The organism is uncultured Roseobacter sp., assembly GCF_947501835.1.
GTDB lineage: Bacteria > Pseudomonadota > Alphaproteobacteria > Rhodobacterales > Rhodobacteraceae > Roseobacter.
This window is the reverse complement of record NZ_CANMXR010000001.1, coordinates 522260-545967: the sequence shown is the minus strand read 5'-3', so window position 1 is coordinate 545967 and position 23708 is coordinate 522260. Positions and strand designations below refer to the sequence as shown.

Here is a 23708-nt window from a genome sequence, read left to right as displayed (position 1 = left end):
AAAAGATTGTTGAAAAACAGTCCGCTACAAAGGGTTCAGTCACGAGTAAAGGATTTAAAGATGTTTGACAGTCCCCCTACGTTCGCCCTGGAAATCGCGATCCCTCCCCTGCGGTTGGTTGATGAAAAACCAGCCATCAGCGTCGTTGGCCTTGGCTACGTGGGGGCTGTTTCGACGGCCTGTTTGTCCAGCCTCGGGCACCCTGTGATCGGTGTGGATATTGACCCCGATAAGGTGGCATGCATCGGCAACGGACGCTCTCCGATCCACGAAAAGAGCCTGGAGCATTTGCTGCAAAAAGGCGTCACGGAAGGCCTGGTAACGGCCACGGATGATCTGGAACAGGCCGTGGTGGAAACCGACGTCACCTTTGTTTCCGTCGGCACGCCAACGGCCGCAGATGGCGGTTGCGATCACAGCTATATCGACGCCGCCGCCCGCGCCATCGGCGCCGGATTGAAGCGCAAGCAGGATTTTCATGTGGTGGTGATGCGATGCTCGATCCCGCCGGGCGTCACCATGGGGTACATGGCCCCGATCCTCGAAGAGGTATCAGGCCTCAAGGCGGGCGTGGATTTTGGTGTCTGCTTCAATCCCGAATTCCTGCGTGAAGGCGTCGCGGTCGAGGATTTCTACGCGCCGCCGAAAACGGTTATTGGCGTGAATGACGACCGCAGCGCGCGCATTCTCTCGCGCATCTACGAGGCGGTCGATGACGCGCCGATCATCACCTCTGTGGAGACGGCGGAGATGGTCAAATATGTGGACAATGTCTGGCACGCGACCAAGGTCTGCTTTGCCAATGAAGTCGGGCGTCTGTGCAAGCCACTGGGTGTCGACAGCCACGATGTGATGGATGTTTTCGTGCAGGACACGAAGCTCAATCTGTCGCCCTACTACCTCAAGCCCGGTTTTGCCTACGGGGGGTCCTGCCTGCCGAAAGAGGTACGCGCGGTGGCCCATATCGCGGCAGTAGAGGGTGTCGATGTGCCCCTGATCAACAGCCTTGGCGCGTCGAACACATCGCATATCGACACCACAATCGGGATGGTTCGACAGACCGGGGCGAAAAAGGTCGGTGTTCTGGGGCTGGCTTTCAAGCCGGGGACAGATGACTTGCGCGAAAGCCCAATTCTGGAGGTGATCGCCGCCCTCAACGCCGAGGGTGTCGAGGTTGTCATCCACGACCCGGCCATCACGCCGGACACGCCACTGGCCGGGCAACTTGCCTATGTGCGTCATGGCAGCCCCGGTTTGCAGGCGCTGGCAAAGGACCTGCCGGGCATGATGCGTGCGGAGTTGGGTGAGGTCACGCAAGACGTCGAGGCGCTGATCGTGACCCATGCCAATCCGGCCTATCGCGCAGCGGCACTGAATGCAGGCGATACACCCGTCATCGATGTTGTTCGCGTGGCGCAAACCCTGCCGCCGTCGCCAGCCTACAGCGGCATCGGCTGGTAAATCAGCTCCCTCATCAACGGTACGCGTAATCAAGGAAAAGAAAAATGTCAGTAAATCCAAATCAATCCCTCCAGATCGGCACCCACCTGTCCGAAGCACTGTACGGCACCACGGCCTCCGACTATATGGTCGGGCTCTCCGGTGATGACGTGATCCGAACCGACAAGGGGGACGATGTTGTTTTCGGCGATTTCCTGCAGTCGAACCTGCTGAATGGCACCGAAAACGCCACCAGCTTCGCACAATATGCGGAAACGGGGGTTTGGGCGGTCACCACCGGCGCAAATGGCCACACCAGTATGAGCCAAGCGGTCGATACCCGGTTGGGCGAGGTCTATGAGATCCGTTTTGATCTGGCGGCCAACTATGGCGCGGGCTCCGTCAGCGGCGCGGTGGAGGTGCTGTGGAATGGTACGGTGATCGACAGTTTCGACACCAACAGCGCCAGCTTTTCCGCCCATGATGTCACCTTCGAGGGTGTGGACGGCATCGGTGAACTGACGTTCCGGTCCATTGACAGCACCCAGTCCACCGGTCCGGTCATCCACACGGATGGTCCGATTTATTACTATGAAAAACAGATGCAGATCGGTGACCAGCCCGTTGAAGTGAAGGCTTTTGCCGAAGGCCAGCCCAATATCTATCAGGTCATCAATGGCACCCTTCAGGTCTTTGATCCGCAGGCCGGCACCTACACACGCGCCGGAGAGGCGGCGACTGTGACGGTCAATGCGATTGGGTTCAACACTCAGGACGACATGATCTACGGTCTTGCCGTATCGAATGGCACGGATAGCCTTGGCAATGCCGTGGCCAGTTCTGACCTGGTGATGCTGGATGCCTCGGGCGCGAGTTTCCGCATCGGCACCACACCCTATCGCTCCTGGACGGGGGATTTTGATACGGATGGCAACCTCTGGGCGTTTCAGTCCAGCATGGATCGCATCACAATGATCGATGTGGACGACGTGGGCGCGGACGGCGCCGTTGCAACAAAGACGTTTCCGTTCCCCAAGTCACTGATTACGGATCAGCTCTGGGATGTGGCCTTTGACGCGCAAAGCGGGTCCTTTTTCGGTGTGACGCGTCCCGCCGCCGAGGGCCGCCCCAGCACGCTCTACCAGATCGATATCTCCACCGTGGCTGACGGCGGTGTACCGACCATTTTGACCACCCAGATCACCGGCACGGTGATCGACGGCATTCTCCAGGACGGCGTGCCGCAGATCACATTCGGCGCTGCGATCCATGACGCGGATGGCAATCTCTATGTTGGGGGCAATGGTGGCGATCATGATATGAACGATGCCACGGCCAGCGCCGGGGGTATCTACCGCGTGATACAGGAAGCGGGCAGCGATACCGCGCATCTCGAACTGGTGGCGACCAGTCCTAAATCCTATTCCAACGATGGTACCGCAGACCCGCGCGCCATGGACCCGTTTACCGAGATTGATCGCGCCGCAACTGTTCTGATCCGCGATCTGAATGTGGCGGCGACAACGGGGGGCGACACCTCATACGACGATGTCATTGAAAACGGTGCCGGGGCGGATGCCGCCCATGGTGGGATCGGTGACGACAAGATCGCGGGCCAAAGCGGGAATGACACGCTGACCGGGGGTGATGGTGATGATCAGCTCTTTGGCGGCAATTCTGACCGAAGCGCCGCGCCCGTTGCCTATACCTATGACGGGCTCGGCAACCGTTACGATGCCGCGGGCAACCTGCTGCCCGAAGACAATGATACGCTTTTTGGCGGGGCCGGGGCGGATATGATCCACGGCGGCGCTGGCAATGATCAACTCGATGGCGGGACAGGCGATGACGAACTCATCGGCGGGTCCGGGTTAGACACGCTGCACGGCGGGGACGGTCACGATCAACTGTCGGGGGGATCGGAAAACGATCACCTCTATGGCGGGGCCGGTAATGACACGCTGACAGGTGGCACTGGCGACGATCACCTTTTTGGTGATGCTGGCGCGGATACGCTGGCGGGTGGCGAAGGCGATGATGTGATGGACGGCGGGGCGGGTAATGATCTGCTCAAAGGCGGCGTTGGCGATGACCTGTTGAACGGTGGGCAGGGTGATGACGTTCTGCACGGCAGCACGGGCAACGATATCCTGACCGACGCCCACGGCAATAACACGATGGAAGGTGGCTCCGGACACGACCAGCTGACCGGCGGCAGTGGCATCGATCATCTGACCGGGGGCTCTGGAAATGACATCCTCTCAGGGGGCGGTGACCGTGATGTTTTGAAGGGCGGTACCGGCGATGACCGGCTTGATGGGGGCGACGACAAGGACAAACTCTACGGCGGCACCGGCAATGATGTGATCCACGGCGGCACCGGCAGCGATTATATCAACGCCTCATCAGGGGATGATCAGGTTGATGCGGGCGCCGGTCGCGACAAGATCCTGCTGGGCGCAGGGGACGATATCGCCCTGGGCGGCGCTGATACCGATTGGTTTGTGTTCCGCGCCGAGGATATGGACGGCGGCACCGACACGATCCAGGACTTCACCTGTGACGGTGTTGAAAATGACCGCTTGGACTTCCGTCTGCTTGAGCTCCTGGCGGCGGGTCAATCCAAATCAGAATGGGTCGCGGAACACGTGGTTCAGAACCAGGATCACAGCGTGACCATCGATGTGCAGGATCTGACCGTTAATCTATGGGACCACAACGACATGATGGACGCGTTTTACCTTCAAGTCTGTGACGGTCTGGAGCTTTGAGGCGCGCGCGAGAGTGGCGGGTCAGAACAGGCCTGCCTCTTTCGCGATCATCGCCGCATGAGTGCGGTTCTTTGCTTCCAGCTTGCGGCAAAGCGTTTTGACATGCAGCTTGATGGTGACTTCCTGCAGATCGATCTCGCGCGCGATCTCCTTGTTTGCGAGGCCGCGTGTCAGGCCGGAAAGCACCTGCAACTCACGCTCTGTCAGCAAATCCTTGAGTGGATGCGCGGTCTCTTCCTCTTCCTGGGTCATAAAGTCGATGGGCGCATATTTTTCGCCCATGGCCATGAACCGTATGGCGTTTACCAGCGATTTGGCAGCAACCGTTTTTGGCAGGAAGCCAGCGGCCCCCATTTCCAGCGCTTCTTCTGCAATCGATTTGCTGGCCGATCCCGATATCAACGCCACGGGCCTTGGCCGCACCGCATCCATGATTTTTTGCAGGCCGTTCAACCCGTTCATTCCTGGCATCTCGTAGTCAAGCAAGACCAGATCGAAGGGATCATGCGCCACCAGCGCTTTTTCAACGCCGGTCAGGTCGCTGGATTGGACAACCGTGAACCCATCTTCGTTTTCGATAAAGGCCGCAATCGTCTCGCGGACCAATTCATGATCGTCTGCTAAGAGAATTCTCACCTGTGCCTCACATTTGATCTCCGGCACCTGCATACCACCTAAACGCTAAAATCGTATGGCTTTTCGTGCATTTTCTTTGGTGGTGCCAGAGGCTCGCCGGTGAACCTGTGGAGGGTAAAAAACACGTGCCAACAACGGCGATAGATGACGCCGTCGTAACACGATGTTTTTCTGAGGACCCATTGGAGCGGGCGAGGCGATTCGAACGCCCGACCCTAACCTTGGCAAGGTTATGCTCTACCCCTGAGCTACGCCCGCTTCCTTGGGTGAGGCGTGGAATACCCCTGCTGCCGATCACCTGCAAGAGGAAAAACCCAAAACCGGGATATTTTTTTGGCCGCTGACGGTCCGCCATATTCAGAGATTTTTCCCAAGCTCAGCTGGCTTTTTGAAGCAAATCCCAGCGGTTGCCAAACGGGTCGCGGAAAACGGCCACGCGACCATAGGGTTCGTCGCGCGGGTCTTCTTCAAATATGATGCCACGGGCCAACAGGCGCGCGTGATCACGTTCAAAATCGTCGGTTTTCAGGAACAACCAGACCCGCCCACCGCCTTGCTGGCCGATTATCGCTTCTTGCTCGGGGCCGTTTGCTCTGGCCAGAACAACGGATGTGGTTGCGCCCGGTGCACGCACTTCGGCCCAACGTTTGCGCCCTTGTGGCTCATCCGCGATCAGTTCAAATCCCAGAGTGTCGCAGAAAAACGCAATCCCGGCGTCATAATCGGGAACGATAAAAGAGAAGGAAGAGATTTCCATCCGGCCCTCCTGATGGCGTGGCGGGGTCGGCGCAGCGGGGCCGCGCCGCGTCTATATCTTTTTGACCGCCTCACCAGCATGAAGCAGTTCACTGAAAAAGCGCTTTGCGTTCAATGGCCTGTGGCCACTTTACTCCAGCTCGACCAGCAGATCCTTTGCATCGATCTGCCCACCCGGCGCGACATGCACGGCCTTAATCACCGCATCGCGTTCGGCGTGGATGCCGGTTTCCATCTTCATCGCTTCGATGGTCAACAGCAGATCGCCCGCTTTCACCTTGCCGCCGACCGTCGCGGCCACCGAGGCCACAACGCCCGGCATCGGCGCGCCGATGTGGTTGGCGTTGCCAGCTTCTGCCTTGGGGCGCTGTGCGGTGGTTGCCTTGACCAACCGGTTCGGCACCCGAATGACCCGTGGCTGGCCGTTCAGTTCAAAGAAGACCTTGACCTCGCCATCCTCATTGGTGTCACCCACGGCCTGCAGCCGGATTTCCAGCGTCTTGCCCGGGTCGATCTCGGCGGAGATTTCCTCGCCCGGTTCCATCCCGTAAAAGAACGTGCGTGTCGGCAGCGTGCGCACCGGGCCATAGGTGCGATGACGGCCCATGTAATCCAGGAAAACCTTGGGGTACATCAGGTAACCAGACAGGTCTTCATCATCGACGGTGCGGCCCTCCATCGCGTCGGAGGCCTCCTTGCGCAGCGCTTCAAGGTCTGCTGCGGGCAGGTGTTTGCCGGGCCGCTCGGTATTGGGTTTTTCGCCCTTGAGCACCTTGTCCAAGATGCCGGTCGGGAAGCCGCCGGGAGGCTGCCCAAGGTTGCCGCGCATCATGTCAATGACGCTGTCGGGGAAGGACACATCCGTGCCAGGGTCTTCCACATCGGCGCGCTTCAGGCCTTGCGATACCATCATCAACGCCATGTCACCCACCACCTTGGACGACGGCGTGACCTTCACGATATCGCCGAACATCTGGTTCACATCCGCATAGGTCTGTGCCACCTCATGCCAGCGATCTTCGAGCCCCAATGAGGCCGCTTGCGCCTTGAGGTTGGTAAACTGACCGCCGGGCATTTCATGCAGATAAACCTCGGATGAAGGCGCCTGCATGCCGGTCTCGAAGGCTGCGTAGTGGCTGCGCACCTCTTCCCAGTAATCCGAGATTTCGCGTACCGCAGCCATGTCCAGCCCGCTGTCGCGGTCGGTGTGTTTGAGGGCCGAGACAACGGAGCCGAGGGTGGCCTGGCTGGTGTTCCCTGAAAGCGCATCCATGGCACAGTCGACCGCATCGACACCGGCTTCGGAGGCGGCGAGGATGGTCGCGCAAGCGACACCGGCGGTGTCATGGGTGTGGAAGTGAATCGGTAGGCCGACCTCGGATTTCAGGGCCCGGATCAGCTGACGCGCAGCGGCGGGTTTCAGCAGCCCGGCCATATCCTTGAGACCCAGCACATGGGCGCCTGCGTCGCGCAGTTCCTTACCCATATCGACATAGTACTGCAGGTTGTACTTCGCGCGGTCAGGGTCGTTGATGTCCCCGGTGTAGCAGATCGACCCCTCACAAACCTTGCCTGCCTCGATCACCGCATCCATGGCGACGCGCATGTTCTCCACCCAGTTGAGGCTGTCGAACACGCGGAACACATCGACACCGGTGTTCGCGGCGACGCGGACAAATTCTTGCACCACATTATCGGGATAATTGGTATAGCCGACGCCGTTGGAGGCGCGCAGCAGCATCTGCGTCATCACGTTGGGCATGGCCGCGCGCAGATCGCGCAACCGCTGCCAGGGGCATTCCTGCAGGAACCGGTAGGCCACGTCGAACGTCGCGCCCCCCCAGCACTCCACGCTGAAAAGCTGTGGCAGGTTGGCGGCGTAGGCAGGGGCGACCTTGATCATGTCATGGCTGCGCATCCGCGTGGCCAGCAGCGACTGGTGACCGTCGCGCATGGTGGTGTCGGTAATCAGCAACTGGCGCTGTTGTTTCATCCAGTCGGCAACGGCCTGCGGGCCTTTTTGCTCCAGCAGATTGCGCGTGCCCATCATCGGTTCGGCTTTCAGCGCCGGGGGGCGTGGGTCTCGGACATGGGCACCGGGGCGCGGGTGATCCTTGGTCTCCGGGTGCCCGTTCACCGTGATGTCCGCGATATAGGTCAGCACCTTGGTGCCGCGATCCCGGCGGCGGCTGAACTGGAACAGGTCCGGCGTCTCGTCGATGAATTTGGTGTGGTAGGTATTGTCGAGGAAGGTCGGATGCTTCAGCAGGTTCTCGACAAAGGCGATGTTGGTGCTGACCCCGCGGATACGGAACTCGCGCAGGGCTCTGTCCATCCGCGCGATCGCGGCTTCGGGCGTCTGCGCCTTGGCGGTCACTTTCACCAGCAGGCTGTCATAGTAGCGCGTGATCACGCCGCCGGAATAGGCGGTGCCGCCATCGAGCCGGATGCCCATGCCGGTCGCCTCGCGGAAGGCGGTGATACGGCCATAATCGGGGATGAAATTGTTCTGCGGATCTTCGGTGGTGATCCGGGTCTGCAGCGCGTGCCCGGTGAGGTGCACGTCACCTTGCGTGGGCTTGCCCGTGGCGTCCGCGATGGTCTTGCCCTCGGCGATCAGGATCTGTGCCTGCACGATGTCGATGCCGGTGACCTCTTCGGTCACGGTATGTTCGACCTGAACGCGCGGATTGACCTCAATGAAATAGAACTTGCCGTCCTCCATATCCATCAGGAATTCGACGGTCCCGGCGCATTCATAATTCACGTGTTTGCAGATTTTATAGCCCAGCTCACAGACCTCTGCGCGCTGCGCCTCGGTCAGATAGGGGGCAGGCGCGCGCTCTACTACTTTTTGGTTGCGTCGCTGAACAGAGCAGTCCCGCTCGTAAAGGTGATACATGCCGCCGTGTTTATCGCCGAGGATTTGCACCTCCACATGACGGGCCTTGAGGATCATCTTTTCCAGATAGCCTTCCCCATTGCCAAAGGCCGCTTCGGCCTCGCGGCGGCCCTCCAGCACTTTTTCCTCCAGCTCAGCTTCGGCGTTGATCGGGCGCATGCCGCGCCCGCCACCGCCCCAGGAGGCCTTCAGCATCAGCGGATAGCCGATCTCCTTCGCTTCCGCTTTGATCGCTTTCATGTCATCGCCCAGCACTTCAGTGGCCGGGATCACCGGCACATCTGCGGCCATGGCAACGCGGCGGGCCGAGGCCTTGTCCCCCAGCGCGCGCATCGTTTCCGCACGTGGCCCGATGAAGGTGATGCCGTTCTGGTCACAAGCATCCACAAATTCGGGGTTTTCAGACAATAGCCCATATCCCGGATGGATCGCGTCGGCGCCCGACGCCTTGGCCACCCGGATCATCTCGTCAATCGACAGATAGGCGGCCACGGGTCCCAATCCTTCGCCAATCCGGTAGGCCTCATCCGCCTTGAAACGGTGCAGGCCCAGCTTGTCTTCCTCAGCATAGACCGCGACTGTTTTCTTACCCATCTCATTGGCGGCGCGCATGATGCGGATGGCGATTTCGCCACGATTGGCAATCAGGATTTTGCTGAATTCTGGCATGAGATGGTTTCTTTCGGTGTTGGTCGGGTGCGTCTGTGTAGAAAGATTATCTTGGCGCGTAAACGCGTAGTATTGGGTAGAGCCGGTTATTTCCGCCGCACCGCAGCATTTTGCGACGAAAATGTAAAGTGACCATCGTCCCTTCGGTGCCTGCGCGAGGTTAGGTCAATCTTAGGGGCGGTGGCAAATCCTGCAGCCTGCGCGCGCCCAGTTGGCCCATGTTTGAAATGAGATCCTTGGTCAGTAAGTCCACAAGGTGGTCGACGCCTTTGGGACCCAGGGCGGCAAGGGCAAAGTGAAATGCACGTCCCAGCATGACAAAATCTGCACCCAGGGCGAGGGCACGCAGGATATCAAGGCCACCTTCGATGCCGCTGTCAAAAATCAGGGGCAGCCTGGTTGCGGCGCGGATGTCGGGCAGGGCGTCGATGCTCGCCGGCGCGGCATCAAACTGCCGCCCGGCGTGGTTCGACACCCAAAGCGCATCCACACCCGCCTGTTCCGCGGGCTGCGCATCTTCCGGGCGCAGCACCCCTTTGAGGACAAACGGCCCGTCCCAGGCATCGCGCAGCCATGCGACATAGTCCCAATCCGGCGAGGTGCGCAGCAGGTAGCCGACGTGCGCGGTGGAGGACAGCGGCGTTGCCGTCTGTGGCGCATATTTTTCCAGGGTTCGCATCTTTGGCAGACCGCGCTGCGCCATCGCCAGCGCCCAGGCGGGGCGCAGCGCAATCTGCCCCATCAAACGTGGTGTAAGCCGTGGGGGCATGGTCAGGCCAGAGCGTGTTTGCCGTTCGCGGCGCGAGGCCACCGGCACATCCACGGTCAGCACCAGCGTTTTGAAACCGGCCAGCTTGGCGCGGGCCAGCATGTCCCAGCGGATGTCCTCGTCGCGCGGTGGATACATTTGAAACCACGCCGCCGGACCCAAATGGGGGGCGAGATCCTCCGGTGACTGCGTGGCCACGGTCGACAGCGTATAGGGGATGCCTGCGCGCGCCGCGCACCGCGCCAGATGTCCCTCGGCGTCCGGCCAGATCAGCCCGGACATACCCACGGGCGCCACACCGAAAGGCAGCGGCAGATCGTCGCCAAATAGGCGGGCGCTCAAATCCGGTGTGAATTCGCCGCGCAGAATTGCGGGTGCAAAGCCGATCCGGTCCAGGCAGGTTCGGTTGCGGGTTTTGGTGGCCTCATGGCCCGTGCCACTGTCGAGATATTCCCAGACAAATTTCGGAATGCGTTTTTGCGCGCGGGTGCGCAGGTCAACGAGGGCAGGGTAGGTGCTGTGCAAATCCATGCCGGGACGCTAGCAACCAATCGTGGAGCCGGAAAGCGCGTTTTACACCGGTTCGACCCCGTTCAGCTTCGCCTTCAATGTCTAACTGGCCCGCGACACATGTTCCGCCTGCGCTTCGAATGCGCGGTCCGCCATTTCTTCGGCATCTTCGTTGCGCCCTCCGCCGTTGGTCCCGCCAACGACCACCAGATTGCGACCCTGTGCTTTGGCGTCATACATCGCGTCATCGGCCACACGCAGCAGGTCCTGTGGCATCTGGCCATGGTCCGGGAAAAGCGCGACCCCAACCGAAACGGTGATCCGTGGCAGATTCTTTTCGCCATAGCGTAGTGTGATGGCTTCGATGGCGCGGCGCAGCTTTTCCGCGCGGTGTTCGGCCGTCTGACGATCTGTGCCCGGCAGCAGCAGCATGAATTCTTCGCCGCCCATTCGGCAGGCAATCTCATCGCCATCGCAGGCCCGTTCCAGCGCTTCGCCCACTGTGCGCAGGACCATGTCGCCCGCATCATGCCCGTGGTTGTCGTTGAATTTCTTGAAGTGATCCACATCCATGTAGAGCATGCTAAACGGGCTCTCGTTCCGCTGTGCGCTCTGGATCATTGTCCGCAGATAATCCGTCATATGCCGACGGTTGAACAGACCCGTCAGAGGGTCGCGCACCGAGCGTTCCTGCAGTTGGTCGCGCATCTGCACATTGGCAATGGCGAGGCTGATCTGTTCGGCGCACATTTGCGCGAGCTTCTGGTTTTCGCGAAAAACCTCGACGGGGACCATGGATTTCGCTTTCAGATGCATCAGGCCAACGGTTTCGCCATGGGCCAAGATCGGGAAGCAGAAATAGGGGCGGTCGTCATGGGGCTCCGCATGCTCGCAGACGAAATCGATGCTGGAGGTACCATAGATATAGGTGCGCCCACGCCGCAGGCCCCAGCATTCCTCGGGATGAATATGCGCTTTATGCGTGCCTTCATTCCAGGCGGCGGCACCGTCCAGCACATCCCGCGAATTGGAATATACATAGACGCTCCCTTCACAATCCGGCAGCATGTGCGTCATGAAACGCGCGACCATTTCAAAGAGTTCGTCGAGTGACCGGCTGGATTGCAGCCATTCGTTCAACTCGCCGAGCAGACTCACCTCACGGGCCAGCTGCATCTGCCGCTCAAGCGATTGACGTTCCTGGGTCGTCCGGGTCTCCAGCTCAAGCATCTGCCGCCGCCCTCGGCGCAAAACCGACGACACAATGACGGAAAAGATGGTCATGAAGATCGCGGACAGGGTCATCATCAACCACTCGATGCGCCAGGCATAGGTGTCGCGGATGTCGGTCATGTCAGTGTAGAACTCGATCGCGCCCACAACGGCCCCGTCAATCACCACCGGCGTGTAGACTTCGGCCACCTCGCGCGACATTTCGTTGGTGTCGGCCAAGGCGTGCAGCTCAAAATCATCCACCTCGGAGGCTGATTTGGTTGAATGCGTGTAATACGCCTCTCCCTGCATGACCTGCTCGGAGAAATAGGGTGTGGCATTGACGCCGCCGATGTCCGAGGCGCGGCTGGACCAGAAGACGTTGCCCTCGGCGTCGAAGAGTTTGAACCGGTAAATGTCGGAGGCCCGCGTGATCTGTGACAAGAACAGCGTGTCTCGAGAGGTAAGGCTGTATTTGCTGTCGACGATGGGGCTGCTGGAATTCAAACCCTGATTGCCCGGACCGATGTCCGTATCGGGCACAAATGCACGCGCGCCGTGGTCCAACTGATCGAGCACGCGTTTGCGCCAGAGTTTAGCCTCCTGCTTGATGTCCGTCTCCAGCATCCAGTCGACAATCGGGTAGGGCAGCTTGATGTTGGCGAAGATATTGGCGGCGGCCATGAAGACCAGCAGGGCAACAACACCGTATTTGCGAATCCGGACCGAAGACGTTTTCTCTTTGATATGATCCGAAATCTTGTTGGACAGTTCTACCACTTCCACGCGATACACTCCTCTGAAACACCATGTACCGGGATGAGGTGTTAAGATTTCGAATTCCTTAATCTCTTGATCTGCCAACGGTAAATGCGTGCCGTTCCAGCCGGTATTTCAGTTGCATTTATCCTAGTTTGGGCGGGTTCCCATGCGTCACAGGACCTGTCGAACATTATAAGAACATAGCTTTAAACCGAGGCCAGTCCGGGGTAAGATGGCGCCATGAGCAGTTTTGATGAAATGGACGCCTTTGATGGCGCATCACTGAGTGCGCGGGCGATGGCCGCCCGTCCGCGGCCCTATCTGGATGGTCTGAACCCGGCACAGCGCGCCGCGGTGGAGCAGTTGGACGGCCCGGTTCTGATGCTGGCCGGTGCGGGGACGGGCAAAACCCGGGCGCTGACGGCGCGGATTGTGCATTTGCTGAACACCGGGCGGGCGCGACCCAACGAGGTGCTGGCGGTGACTTTCACCAACAAGGCCGCGCGTGAGATGAAAAACCGCGTGGGCCAGATGTTGGGTCAGCAGGTCGAGGGAATGCCCTGGCTGGGCACCTTTCATGCGATCTGTGTGAAGCTGTTGCGGCGGCACGCGGAACTGGTGGGGTGTGATATCGGGGATCTTAGGAAGCAGGGTTCGGAGCAACCGGGAATTGATGATGCATATGACCTTGGCCCCGTTCCAGTGCCGCCTGATCAGCAATCGGTTCAACCTAATCGTATCCACCTGAAGTCGAATTTCACGATTCTGGACACGGATGATCAGTTGCGGCTGCTCAAGCAATTGGTCTCTGCCGCCAACATCGATGACAAACGCTGGCCCGCCCGGCAGCTTGCCAGCATCATCGACGGCTGGAAAAACCGCGCCCTGACGCCGGAGAAAGTGCCCGCCAGCGATGCAGGCGCCTATAATCATCGTGGTACGGAAATTTATGCGCAATATCAGCGCCGTTTACTGGAATTGAACGCAGTCGATTTCGGTGATCTCTTGCTGCACATGGTCACGATTTTTCAGGCGCATCCGGATGTGTTGGCGCAATACCAGCGCTGGTTCGCCTACATCCTCGTCGACGAATATCAGGATACGAACGTGGCCCAATATCTCTGGCTGCGCCTGCTGGCGGGGGGGCACAAGAACATCTGCTGTGTGGGTGACGATGACCAGTCGATCTATGGCTGGCGCGGTGCCGAAGTGGGCAATATCCTGCGGTTTGAAAAGGATTTTCCGGGCGCTCATGTGGTTCGGCTGGAGCAGAATTACCGCTCCACCCCGCATATTCTGGCTGCCGCCTCCGGTGTGATCGAAGGCAACGAGGGGCGGCTGGGCAAGACGCTGTTCACCGACCTGACCGAGGGCGAAAAAATCCGTTTGATCGGCCACTGGGACGGCGAGGAAGAGGCGCGGTGGATCGGCGAGGAGGTCGAGGCCGCACAACGCGGCACCCGCGGGATGAAGCCCTTTGGCCTCGATCAAATGGCCATCCTGGTGCGCGCGTCGCATCAGATGCGCGCTTTTGAGGATCGGTTCCTGACCATCGGGCTGCCCTACCGCGTCATCGGCGGCCCGCGCTTCTATGAGCGGATGGAAATCCGCGATGCGATGGCCTATTTCCGCGTTGTGGTCAGCCCGGACGATGATCTGGCCTTTGAGCGGATCGTGAACACGCCCAAACGCGGCCTTGGCGACAAGGCACAACAGACCATTCAGCGTACCGCGCGGGAAAACGGCGTCGCACTGCTCGAAGGGGCACGGATCGTGGTGGAGACGCGTGCCATCGGCGGCAAGGGTGGGGCGGCGCTGGCGCAGCTTGTTGAGGGTATCAACCGCTGGGGCAAGATGACAAAAGGGCGCCTGCTGTCGGTGTCCGAGACCGATGACGTGATCGAGGATGGCCCGGTCCAGATGGAATATGGCCCACCTGACGTCAGCCATGTGGAGCTGGCAGAGATCATCCTGGATGAGAGCGGCTATACCGCGCATTGGCAAAACGACAAGACGCCCGAGGCGCCCGGGCGGTTGGAAAACCTCAAGGAGTTGGTCAACCAGCTGCATAACTTCGAGAACCTGCAAGGCTTCCTCGAACATGTCAGCCTGATCATGGACAATGAGAGCGATGATGGCGGCGAAAAGGTGTCGATCATGACGCTGCATGCGGCCAAGGGGCTGGAGTTTCCGGTGGTGTTCCTGCCGGGGTGGGAGGACGGCCTCTTCCCCTCGCAACGCTCGATGGATGAAAGCGGGATGAAGGGCCTGGAGGAAGAACGCCGTCTGGCCTACGTTGGTATCACGCGGGCCGAAGAGGTCTGCACGATTTCCTTTGCGGCCAACCGGCGGGTGTTCGGCCAGTGGCAAAGTTCGATGCCCTCGCGGTTCATTGACGAGTTGCCCGAGGAGCATGTCGAGGTCCTGACCCCGCCGGGCCTCTACGGCGGTGGCTATGGTGCGGCGGCGCCGACGTCCAACCTGCATGACGCGGCGGCAGAGGCAAATGTCTATAATTCACCGGGCTGGCGACGCTTGCAGGCTCGCAGTCAGGAACGCCCGGTCAGCCAGCCGCGCGAAAGCAAGAACACCGTCATCGACATGTCCGCGGTTTCCAGTTTCACCATGGGCGAGCGCGTATTCCACCAGAAGTTCGGTTATGGGGCTATTCAGGGCATCGAAGGCGACAAGCTGGAGATCGCGTTTGAAAAGGCGGGTGTCAAAAAGGTGGTCGCGAAATTCGTGACCGGGTGCGACGATATCCCGTTTTGAGCGCTTAGCCGACCTTGCTGCGCAACAGTGCTGCGGCTTCATAGCTTTTCACAAAGGGCCGCGCGGCGCGCAGCGGCCCGCGATGACCCTCGGCAATCTCAGGGAAGATGTCGACCAATTCGTCATAGCTGGCCTGATCCGCCTGCAAAATATGATCTCCCGCGAAGAAGCTTTCCAGTTGTGCGCCCTGAGAGAAGACGATCTCATGTCGGTCAAACATGATGTGATAATAGGTGACGGTCTCGCAAGGCGTTGCAAAAACCTGATCCCCGTCGCATAGGTGCTTGGCGGCGCAAAGCACCTCGGGCGCCTGAAACATCAACTCACATTTCCAGCCTGATAAGAGGACGCGGTGCTGCGGCGAGAGGCTGATCTTTTGCGCATTTCCGATGCTGCCGGGCATGAATGTAGTGGGCGCAAGATGGCCTTTGCCGACCACGGCCCGCTTGCCGATCCAGCGGATCGGGCGCGGCCCGTGATCCAGCGTCTCAACCAGATCCCCAACGCTCATGTCTTCCACCGCGACGTCCCCCCGCGGCGTGGCAAGCGGGGTGCCTTCGGTGAAACAGGCAACCGTCACATTCGTGATGTTAAGGTAGGTAAAACTATTGCCGTTCGGTAGATTTACGGTCCCGCCTGTGGCGGAAAACGGATTGACGGTGGAGCCCTGCGGTACAATCAGGCTGTCATCGCCGGTGCCCCCCTGTACGAACCCGGTATTCAGGCCCGCGAAAATCGTGTCGTCGCCGCTGCCGCCTTCGAGGTTGCCGCCACCGTCCTCGGCAAAAAGCGTGTCATCGCCGCTGCCCCCGCGCAGGATGTTATTGTTGCCGCCCCCGCCGCGCAGGATGTCGTCGCCGCGCCCGCCGTCCATGTTGTTGTTGCCGCTGCCGCCTTGCAGCACATCATCACCGCGCCCGCCGCGTATGGTGCCGCCGAGGGTGCCGTCGTCCGTGAAGGTATCGTCGCCCCCGCCACCGCGATACCCACGCGCGTTCAATCCAACAGATCCGCTGACGTCGTTGTCGGCGTCGTTTCCGCGGAACTCGACGAATTCGCTGAACGAACCGCCTGCCAGGTCGGTATCGGTGTAGGTGGTGGTGACGCCGCTGTTGGTGTCAGTGAAGGTGATCGAGTTGCCCGTCAGCGTGATCTGGAACCGGTCGCTGAGGCTGCGGGCGTCGATGGTGCTGTCGGGGCCGATGTCCAGAGACGCCCAAAAGGACGCATCCGTGATATCCGAATTCGTCAATCTGATGAAAACTGGCATGTCGCACCAACCCGTTTTTCGCGCCACATCCCCGGTCATCTGCCCGGAAGATCTGCGGAATTATCCTCGCACCCCTCACGCGATCCTATCAGGAACAGGGGTTAAGTCACTCAGATCGCGACAATTTGAGCAGTTTTCAGCCCAAGGCGGCACCGCACTCTGTGTCGCCGGCGGGGGGACGATGGAGGTTTTGCAAAAAGAAAAGGCGGCGCCCGGGAGGAGGGCGCCGCCTTCTTTGTCCGCTTCGGAGATCAGGGAGGAGGATTGTCCCCGAAGCGTATGACACCAAGCCGGTTGGCTTGAAGATTAGGGACAGCGGCATCCGGGAGGAGGATGAATGCCGCTGCCAAGTTACAGACATCCCAGGGAGGAGGAGAGGAATGCCTGATCTGGTAACCCGCCCGCGGCGACGCTGTGTCGGAGAGGGCCGGCGCGCATCTGAGCGCTTTTGTTCATGGCGGCGGCATCCGGGAGGAGGATGAATGCCGCCGCTGTGTTACAGATGTCCAAAGGGAGGATAGGAACATCTGATCCGGTTCAGGCTTAGACGCCTGTTTGTTTCTGTGCTGTTTCCCAGGCCAGGCCGCGCAGCATCGAGCGGGACAGGCCGAGGTCGGCCAGTTCGCGATCACCCAGTTCCGCCAATTCGGCATATGTCTGGCTATAGATGCGGTACCGTGCGTAGCGTGCGGCTGCCGAGTGCAGCAGGTTTGCGGTTGCGGCCAGGATCCGTTCGATCACACTGGCAGATGCTGTGTTTGTGTAATAGGCCATTGTTTTCGCCTCGAGTTTCGTTCGTGTTCGTTCTTGTGTCCTATATTTAGGAATATGCTGCGGGTGCACAATGCCTAGATTTTCAATGCTGCTATGCAGCAAATGCATGGGCGACCTAGCGTAAATTTATGCGTATCGCTATAGGGTTAAGCAGTTTGAACGCTTACATTATGTTAGCGGCAACAGGCGCTTAAGAACGCAGCGCTAATGAGGAGAAAATGAGCATGTCTGTAACGAAAGCCGAAATCGAAGCGGCTCTGAGCCGTGTTGCGCTGCCAGACGGCAAAAGCCTCCTTGAGCATGATTTGATTCGTGCGCTGACCATCGACGGCGATGCCGTGCGCTTTGTGATTGAGGCCCCGAGCCCCGAGGTTGCGCGCCAGATGGCCCCGCTGCGGGATGCTGCAGAAAAGGTCGTTGCGGAGCTGCCGGGCGTCGATACCGCCTCCGTTGCGCTGACCGCCCATGGTCCGGCGGAAAAAAAGCCCGCGCCCCCCAGCCTCAAGATCGGTGGGCATCCAAAACCGCAGGCAGGGCCGACGAAACCCAGCGGTGTCAAACGCATTCTGGCCATCGGCTCGGGCAAGGGCGGGGTGGGCAAATCCACCGTTTCGTCAAACCTGGCCGTGGCGCTGGCGCGGGCGGGTCGTAAAGTCGGGCTGCTGGATGCCGATATATATGGTCCCAGCCAGCCACGGATGATGGGGGTGAACAAGCGCCCGGCCTCGCCGGATGGCAAGACCATCATTCCATTGCACGCGCATGGCGTGACACTCATGTCCATCGGCTTCATGCTCGAAGAGGGGAAGGCGGTGGTCTGGCGTGGTCCGATGCTCATGGGCGCGTTGCAGCAGATGCTGGGGCAGGTGGAATGGGGGGAGCTGGACGTTCTGCTTGTCGATCTGCCGCCGGGCACGGGGGATGTTCAGCTGACGCTTTGTACCAAGTCTGAACTCACCGGCGCCATTGTTGTGAGCACCCCGCAGGATGTGGCTCTTATAGATGCCCGTAAGGCTCTAGATATGTTCGACACGTTGAAGACGCCGGTGTTGGGGCTGATCGAGAACATGTCGATGTTTGTCTGCCCCGACTGCGGGTCCGAACATCAGATATTTGGGCAGGGCGGCGTGGCCGCCGAGGCTGAGAAACTTGGTGTGCCCCTGCTGGGGGCGCTGCCGATTGATCTGGAAACACGGCTGGCGGGCGACGGCGGCACCCCCATTGCCGTGGGTGATGGCGCGATGGCTCAGGCCTATGCGCAGATCGCGCAGGGCCTGATCAAAGGCGGGATGGCGTAAAGCCCGTTGCCGCTTCAGTCGAGTGACCGGCCCTGCAGCAGGTATCCATAGAGTGTGCTGAGCACGCTGATGTAGATCAGCGACTGCACCATGATTTGCAGAATGACAAAGAGACCTAGATACGCGGGCATAGCTGTCGCCAGGCCTGTTGCGAGCTGCTCGACCACAACATTCAGCACGCCCAGCAACACGGCCGTCCACAGAATGTCACGCGACACAGCCTTGGTCACCTGCCAGCTTTCGGAATAGCGCAACTGCTGCCCGGTGGCTGCGGCTGGCAGGATCAGGCTGACCCGCAGCAGAACCCAGGACAGGAACATAGCAAAGGCCAGGCTGAGAGCGATGGAGGCGAGGGTAATGATGCTCGCACTTGTCGCCGCCAGAATGGCCAGAACGAAGCCAAGCACAAAGCCACCGGGCAGGGCGGCGAGAAACGAAATCACCCCGACGACCAATGCACCCTTGAAGTACTGACCGAAGATGGCCGCTGTCGGGCGCATGATATGGTCCCGGTCGTCCCCTTGCAGCAGCGCATATCGATGCCAGAGAATCGCAAAGGTCATCCACCCCAGGATACTGAGCAGGAGTGCGCCGCCAAACAGCGGGAAATTGATCGCGGCAGGAGCATCCAGCAGATCGTTGCCCAAACCGCCCAGGCTGTTGAAAAGCAGATATGTGGCATAGCCGCTCACGATCATGCCCGGCGCAATGACCTTCAGGGTTTGGGTCGGGGCTGCAAGAATGAGCCGGAAGGATCTGCTGAGGATATTGATGGGGAGGCTCATGGGGCGGTCTCATTGGATTTCTATTGCGTTATCTTTCTACTACGCGCCCACAGCCGTGCGCGCAGCATCAAGTTGATGCTTTCGGATGAGATCAGCATGGGAATTGATGGGACGTGTTGAATGGGTCACAGGGGTGACTCGTTGGTTTGCGCCGGAAACGAATCAAAAATGGCCCATTTCCTGAAGGAATCTGAGAATTTGCGACCGGGCATGGTGGAACATAAGGGAAACAAAGGATCCGCAATTGGTGCGCGACCAATTTATTTGGGAAATCGAGGGAAAATTTTTGCTTTCTGCTTGGATCTATATCTTGTGTTTCAATTGTCCTTGGACGCTATTTGTTCCTCTTAACAGTGGAATATACAACTATATATTGTTTTTCGTTAACCTCGAAAGCAAGATTTAGGGATTTAGTAACCAAAAATCCCTTGCCGTACCATGATTTCCCGCGCTATACCTTTCTACATCAGATGAGAACGAGCCAGGGGCACCAAACGACCCCACGCAAATCAAAAACTCTAGCAGGTTTCATACAGGCACCTCGCTTTCATCCGACCAAGAGATCCGGCGCGCGAGCGAGCAGACATCCCCCCAGGTGGCGCGCGCAGCTGGACTTCCCCGCAGGAGCGGGACGAGGGCGGCGGGTTGATCAGTGGCAGCAGATCAACCCGCCGTTTCCATTTCACGGCAGGGGGATAGGCGTCAACCTTAAAGTGGCGCCGAAGATTGGGATAAGGCAGTGGGCCGCAGGTTCAGAGGCGAAAGCCATCACAAGGTCGACACAAAGGGGCGGGTCTCTATCCCAGCCTCTTTTCGGCGTGTGATCGAAGCTGCTGATCCGAACTGGACCTCCGGCGATGCCCCCGAATTGGTGATTGTCTACGGCGATCACCGCCGCAATTATCTGGAATGCTATACCGTTGAGGCGATCAACGAGGTCGATGACAAGATCGATGCGCTGCCGCGCGGATCGATGGAACGCAAAATGCTGCAGCGTCTCTTTCACGGTCAGTCCTTTCCGACGTCCGTGGATGAGACCGGGCGGCTGGTGCTGCCCGCCAAGCTGCGTCAGAAAATCGGCCTTGATAAGGAAGCCTTCTTCATTGCCGCAGGCGATACTTTCCAGATCTGGCAGCCCGAGACCTATGAGGCGGAAGAGGCGGCCAAAACCGAAGCCTGGTTGGACGAGCTGCCGCAAGACTTCGATCCGCTGGCGTTTTTGGATGCCAAGCAAGGGGAGTGACACATGGCTGCTGCGGCCCCCTCTGACACGTCTGCCCCCCACATTCCGGTTCTGTTGCCCTCGATCCTGAAGGCTGTCGCCCCGGTCACGGGCGTTTGGCTTGACGGCACCTTTGGGGCGGGTGGCTACACGCGCGGCTTGTTGGAGGCGGGCGCGGATAAGGTCATCGCCGTGGATCGCGATCCGCTGGCCTTCGAGATGGCGGCCGACTGGTCCGGCCAATACGGCGCGCGGCTGCTGCAGCAGCAGGGCGTCTTTTCCAAGATGGACACATATGCGACCGATCTGGACGGTGTCGTGCTTGATCTGGGCGTGTCCTCGATGCAGCTGGATCTGGCGGAACGCGGGTTTTCCTTCATGCGGGACGGTCCGCTGGACATGCGCATGAGCCAGGACGGCGTGTCGGCGGCAGACATCGTCAATGACGCTGCCGAAGAGACGCTTGCCAATATCCTGTTTCACTACGGTGAAGAGCGTGCCAGCCGCCGCATTGCCAAGGCGATCGTGCGGGAACGCGCGCTGGATCCGATCACCACCACCTTGCGGATGGCGAGCATCATCGAAGGCTGCTTGCCGCGGGCCAAGCCGGGGCAATCGCATCCGGCAACGCGGAGCTTTCAGGCGCTACGCATTGCGGTGAACAACGAGTATGGCGAGCTTTTTCAGGGGCTTATGGCGGCCGAACGGGCTTTGGCGCCCGGTGGAAAACTCGCGGTAGTCACGTTTCACTCCGTGGAGGACCGCATGGTCAAACGCTTCCTGACCGCGCGGGCAGGTGCCGGCGGCAATGCCAACAGATACGCCCCCCAGATCGAACAGGACCCGCCCGCGTTCACGTTGAAATCGCGCAAGGCCGTTGCCGCGGATGCTGCTGAGATTGCCGCCAACCCGCGGGCCCGTTCGGCGAAACTGCGGGTGGCCGAGCGCACCGATGCGCCAGCCCAGGAAATAGACGCGAAAGCCATCGGGATGCCGATGGTCAAAGAGGTATAGTGATGCGGACGGTCCTTTACATTCTCACCACCCTTGGCGTGATTGGCCTCGCCTTCTGGGCCTACCGCGAAAACTACGCGACCCAGGCGGCGCTGAGCGAGACCAGAGATCTGCGTCAGGACATCCGCGAAGCGCATGAACGTTTGGCGGTGTTGCGGGCGGAATGGGCCTATCTCAACCGTCCGGACCGTTTGCGCGATCTTGCCGAGATCAATTTTGACCGATTGGGCCTGCTGGAACTGCGCCCGGAACAGTTCGGTTTTGTTGATCAGGTGGCCTACCCGCCCGATCCGATTTTGCCCATCACCAATCCGGTAGATGTATCCAACCTCGGGGACGCATCGAATGAAGAGGCCCGCCCATGATCCGCACACCGCTTCGCCCGCTCGCGCGTATTCTGGAAGCCCGCGAAAAGGGCGAAAACCCCGACGCGATTGAACGCGAAAACATCCGCATCCGCCACGAGCAGATGCGCGACCAGGCCCGACAACGCGCCGAGGGCCGCCTGCTGGTGCTTGGGTTGTTCTTTGTCGTGGCGTTCAGTGTCATCGGCACGCGCATGGGGCTGCTGGCAACCGCAGAGCCGATGGAGCCGCAGGCCGAAGCACCGGGCGCCCGCATCCATGCCAGCCGCGCAGATATTGTCGACCGCTACGGGCGTCTGCTGGCCACCAATTTTGAGACGCATTCACTTTACGCGCAGCCACCGCAGATGATCGACCCGGCGCATTCTGCGCGGGAGCTGGCCCGTGTGTTTCCGGACCTTGATGCCGATGACTTGCTGGAGGATTTTACCAGCAAGCGCAAATTCATCTGGATCAAGCGCAAGATCAGCCCGGAGCAAATGCAGGCGGTGCATGAAATCGGCGATCCGGGGTTGCTTTTTGGGTCCCGCGACATGCGCCTCTATCCCAATGGGCGTCTTGCGGCCCATGTCATGGGCGGCGCAAGCTACGGTCGGGAAGGCGTACATGCCGCTGAAGTCATCGGCGTGGCAGGGGTGGAGAAGTATTTCGACGACTACCTGCGCGACCCGGCGAATGGCAACAAGCCCCTGCAGCTGTCGCTGGACCTGACGGTTCAGGCCGCCGCGGAGCGCGTGCTTTATGGCGGCATGAAGCTGATGAACGCCAAAGGGGCGACCTCGATCCTGATGGATGTGCATACCGGAGAGGTCGTCAGCGTGGTTTCGCTGCCGAATTTTGACCCCAACAACCGCCCACGTCCCGCGGTTCAGGGCGATGCCTCCGACAGCCCGCTTTTCAATCGCTCGGTGCAGGGCGTTTACGAGCTTGGCTCTACCTTCAAGATCTTCACTGTGGCGCAGGCGATGGATCTGGGGCTGGTCAACCCCTCCACGGTGATCGACACCAAGGGGCCATTGCGTTGGGGGAAGTTCCGCATCCGGGATTTTCGCAACTATGGCAATGAGCTGACCGTCTCCAAGATCATCGAGAAAAGCTCCAACATCGGCACGGCACGGCTGGCACAGCAAATCGGCGTGGCGCGTCAACGTGCGTTCCTGGGCGAGCTTGGCATGCTGGAGGCCACGGATTTCGAGATCGTGGAGGCCGCAACAGGCAAACCGCTTCTGCCCAAAAATTGGTCCGAGCTGAGCACCATGACCATCTCTTATGGCCATGGGCTGTCGACCTCGCCGATGCACTTGGCAGCAGGATACGCTGCGATCGCCAATGGCGGGTTGAAAGTGAAGCCCACGCTGCTCAAGCAGGATGGCCCGCAATCCGGCGCGCGTGTTTTCTCGGAAAGAACATCCGCCGAGGCGCGCAAGATGCTGCGCCGCGTCGTCACCGAGGGCACCGCCAGCTTTGGTGATGTAGCGGGCTATGCTGTGGGCGGCAAAACCGGCACGGCCGACAAACCGCGCCGTCAGGGTGGTTATTATGATGACAAGGTGATCGCGACCTTTGCCTCGATTTTCCCGGCACATGACCCGCGCTACGTATTGATTGTGACGTTGGACGAGCCGGTGGATACCATCGGTGACGAGCCGCGCAGGACCGCCGGATGGACCGCCGTGCCCGTGGCGGCGGAGATGATCAAACGCGTGGCCCCCTTGCTGGGCCTCAGACCAACCGTTGAACCTGTGGAATTGACGGATATAAAGCTCACCAAGAACTAAGCC

At 59.8% G+C, this 23708-nt stretch carries 16 protein-coding genes and 1 tRNA gene; 8 read left to right on the top strand and 9 right to left on the bottom strand.

Annotated features, from left to right (window positions below):
* Positions 1-60 precede the first annotated feature (60 nt).
* Together Q1A20_RS02655 and Q1A20_RS02650 are read left to right on the top strand one after the other, a co-directional pair.
* Positions 61-1461: a nucleotide sugar dehydrogenase gene (locus tag Q1A20_RS02655; protein WP_299403876.1), complete on the top strand. Its 1401-nt coding sequence runs from the start codon at positions 61-63 to the stop codon at positions 1459-1461.
* 44 nt (positions 1462-1505) lie between these two features.
* On the top strand, positions 1506-4211 hold the full coding sequence (locus tag Q1A20_RS02650; protein ID WP_299403879.1) for a calcium-binding protein: 2706 nt from the start codon (positions 1506-1508) through the stop codon (positions 4209-4211).
* A 21-nt stretch (positions 4212-4232) separates the two neighbouring features.
* On the opposite strand, the gene Q1A20_RS02645 is transcribed toward Q1A20_RS02650, so the two are convergent.
* The 6 genes from Q1A20_RS02645 to Q1A20_RS02620 form a co-directional block, all read right to left on the bottom strand.
* Positions 4233-4847 carry a response regulator transcription factor gene (locus Q1A20_RS02645; RefSeq protein WP_299403882.1) on the bottom strand — a complete coding sequence of 205 codons (615 nt, stop codon included), beginning with the start codon at positions 4845-4847 and terminating at the stop codon, positions 4233-4235.
* A 183-nt stretch (positions 4848-5030) separates the two neighbouring features.
* A tRNA-Gly gene (locus Q1A20_RS02640) sits at positions 5031-5105 on the bottom strand.
* Between the two features lie 118 nt (positions 5106-5223).
* Positions 5224-5604: a VOC family protein gene (locus tag Q1A20_RS02635; protein ID WP_299403885.1), complete on the bottom strand. Its 381-nt coding sequence runs from the start codon at positions 5602-5604 to the stop codon at positions 5224-5226.
* Positions 5605-5733: 129 nt separating this feature from the next.
* Positions 5734-9174 carry a pyruvate carboxylase gene (locus Q1A20_RS02630; protein WP_299403887.1) on the bottom strand — a complete coding sequence of 1147 codons (3441 nt, stop codon included), beginning with the start codon at positions 9172-9174 and terminating at the stop codon, positions 5734-5736.
* Positions 9175-9334: 160 nt separating this feature from the next.
* Complete coding sequence (locus tag Q1A20_RS02625; protein ID WP_299403891.1) at positions 9335-10474, bottom strand: alpha-hydroxy acid oxidase; 1140 nt, start codon at positions 10472-10474, stop codon at positions 9335-9337.
* A gap of 81 nt (positions 10475-10555) precedes the next feature.
* Positions 10556-12451, bottom strand: a complete 1896-nt coding sequence (locus tag Q1A20_RS02620; protein ID WP_299915771.1) for a diguanylate cyclase — start codon at positions 12449-12451, stop codon at positions 10556-10558.
* Positions 12452-12667: 216 nt separating this feature from the next.
* Between Q1A20_RS02620 and Q1A20_RS02615 the strand changes: the two genes are divergently transcribed.
* The gene (locus tag Q1A20_RS02615; RefSeq protein ID WP_299915769.1) at positions 12668-15199 is read left to right on the top strand and encodes an ATP-dependent helicase; all 2532 of its coding nucleotides are present in this window, start codon (positions 12668-12670) and stop codon (positions 15197-15199) included.
* A gap of 4 nt (positions 15200-15203) precedes the next feature.
* Here Q1A20_RS02615 and Q1A20_RS02610 read toward each other — a convergent pair whose 3' ends face one another.
* Together Q1A20_RS02610 and Q1A20_RS02605 are read right to left on the bottom strand one after the other, a co-directional pair.
* The gene (locus Q1A20_RS02610) at positions 15204-16469 is read right to left on the bottom strand and encodes a Hint domain-containing protein (protein ID WP_299403899.1); all 1266 of its coding nucleotides are present in this window, start codon (positions 16467-16469) and stop codon (positions 15204-15206) included.
* Between the two features lie 543 nt (positions 16470-17012).
* Complete coding sequence (locus Q1A20_RS02605; RefSeq protein ID WP_299403902.1) at positions 17013-17243, bottom strand: DUF1127 domain-containing protein; 231 nt, start codon at positions 17241-17243, stop codon at positions 17013-17015.
* Positions 17244-17467: 224 nt separating this feature from the next.
* On the opposite strand from Q1A20_RS02605, the gene Q1A20_RS02600 reads away from it, so the two are divergent.
* Complete coding sequence (locus Q1A20_RS02600; protein ID WP_299403905.1) at positions 17468-18541, top strand: Mrp/NBP35 family ATP-binding protein; 1074 nt, start codon at positions 17468-17470, stop codon at positions 18539-18541.
* A 14-nt stretch (positions 18542-18555) separates the two neighbouring features.
* Here Q1A20_RS02600 and Q1A20_RS02595 read toward each other — a convergent pair whose 3' ends face one another.
* On the bottom strand, positions 18556-19326 hold the full coding sequence (locus tag Q1A20_RS02595) for a hypothetical protein (RefSeq protein ID WP_299403907.1): 771 nt from the start codon (positions 19324-19326) through the stop codon (positions 18556-18558).
* Between the two features lie 739 nt (positions 19327-20065).
* Between Q1A20_RS02595 and mraZ the strand changes: the two genes are divergently transcribed.
* Genes mraZ through Q1A20_RS02575 form a run of 4 tightly spaced genes read left to right on the top strand, consistent with a single transcriptional unit; the run spans position 20066 to position 23705 of the window.
* A complete protein-coding gene (gene mraZ / locus Q1A20_RS02590) occupies positions 20066-20569 on the top strand; it encodes a division/cell wall cluster transcriptional repressor MraZ (RefSeq protein WP_299915766.1) in 504 nt (167 codons plus the stop codon).
* Positions 20570-20572: 3 nt separating this feature from the next.
* The gene (gene rsmH, locus Q1A20_RS02585) at positions 20573-21562 is read left to right on the top strand and encodes a 16S rRNA (cytosine(1402)-N(4))-methyltransferase RsmH (protein WP_299915765.1); all 990 of its coding nucleotides are present in this window, start codon (positions 20573-20575) and stop codon (positions 21560-21562) included.
* A 2-nt stretch (positions 21563-21564) separates the two neighbouring features.
* Positions 21565-21927 carry a cell division protein FtsL gene (locus tag Q1A20_RS02580; RefSeq protein WP_298969992.1) on the top strand — a complete coding sequence of 121 codons (363 nt, stop codon included), beginning with the start codon at positions 21565-21567 and terminating at the stop codon, positions 21925-21927.
* Positions 21924-23705, top strand: coding sequence for a penicillin-binding protein 2 (locus Q1A20_RS02575; RefSeq protein ID WP_299915763.1), 1782 nt, complete (start codon positions 21924-21926; stop codon positions 23703-23705). Before Q1A20_RS02580 ends, Q1A20_RS02575 begins: the two co-directional genes overlap by 4 nt.
* The last annotated feature ends 3 nt before the right edge of the window (positions 23706-23708 follow it).

Bases quoted from the DNA above. Each gene is read 5' to 3' on its own strand.
- Q1A20_RS02630 (WP_299403887.1), bottom strand. From the start codon at position 9,174: ATGCCAGAATTCAGCAAAATCCTGATTGCCAATCGTGGCGAAATCGCC.
- Q1A20_RS02605 (WP_299403902.1), bottom strand. From the start codon at position 17,243: ATGGCCTATTACACAAACACAGCATCTGCCAGTGTGATCGAACGGATC.
- rsmH (WP_299915765.1), top strand. From the start codon at position 20,573: ATGGCTGCTGCGGCCCCCTCTGACACGTCTGCCCCCCACATTCCGGTT.
- Q1A20_RS02575 (WP_299915763.1), top strand. From the start codon at position 21,924: ATGATCCGCACACCGCTTCGCCCGCTCGCGCGTATTCTGGAAGCCCGC.
- Q1A20_RS02650 (WP_299403879.1), top strand. From the start codon at position 1,506: ATGTCAGTAAATCCAAATCAATCCCTCCAGATCGGCACCCACCTGTCC.
- Q1A20_RS02625 (WP_299403891.1), bottom strand. From the start codon at position 10,474: ATGGATTTGCACAGCACCTACCCTGCCCTCGTTGACCTGCGCACCCGC.
- Q1A20_RS02635 (WP_299403885.1), bottom strand. From the start codon at position 5,604: ATGGAAATCTCTTCCTTCTCTTTTATCGTTCCCGATTATGACGCCGGG.
- Q1A20_RS02615 (WP_299915769.1), top strand. From the start codon at position 12,668: ATGAGCAGTTTTGATGAAATGGACGCCTTTGATGGCGCATCACTGAGT.
- Q1A20_RS02595 (WP_299403907.1), bottom strand. From the start codon at position 19,326: ATGAGCCTCCCCATCAATATCCTCAGCAGATCCTTCCGGCTCATTCTT.
- Q1A20_RS02580 (WP_298969992.1), top strand. From the start codon at position 21,565: ATGCGGACGGTCCTTTACATTCTCACCACCCTTGGCGTGATTGGCCTC.
- Q1A20_RS02600 (WP_299403905.1), top strand. From the start codon at position 17,468: ATGTCTGTAACGAAAGCCGAAATCGAAGCGGCTCTGAGCCGTGTTGCG.
- Q1A20_RS02655 (WP_299403876.1), top strand. From the start codon at position 61: ATGTTTGACAGTCCCCCTACGTTCGCCCTGGAAATCGCGATCCCTCCC.
- Q1A20_RS02610 (WP_299403899.1), bottom strand. From the start codon at position 16,469: ATGCCAGTTTTCATCAGATTGACGAATTCGGATATCACGGATGCGTCC.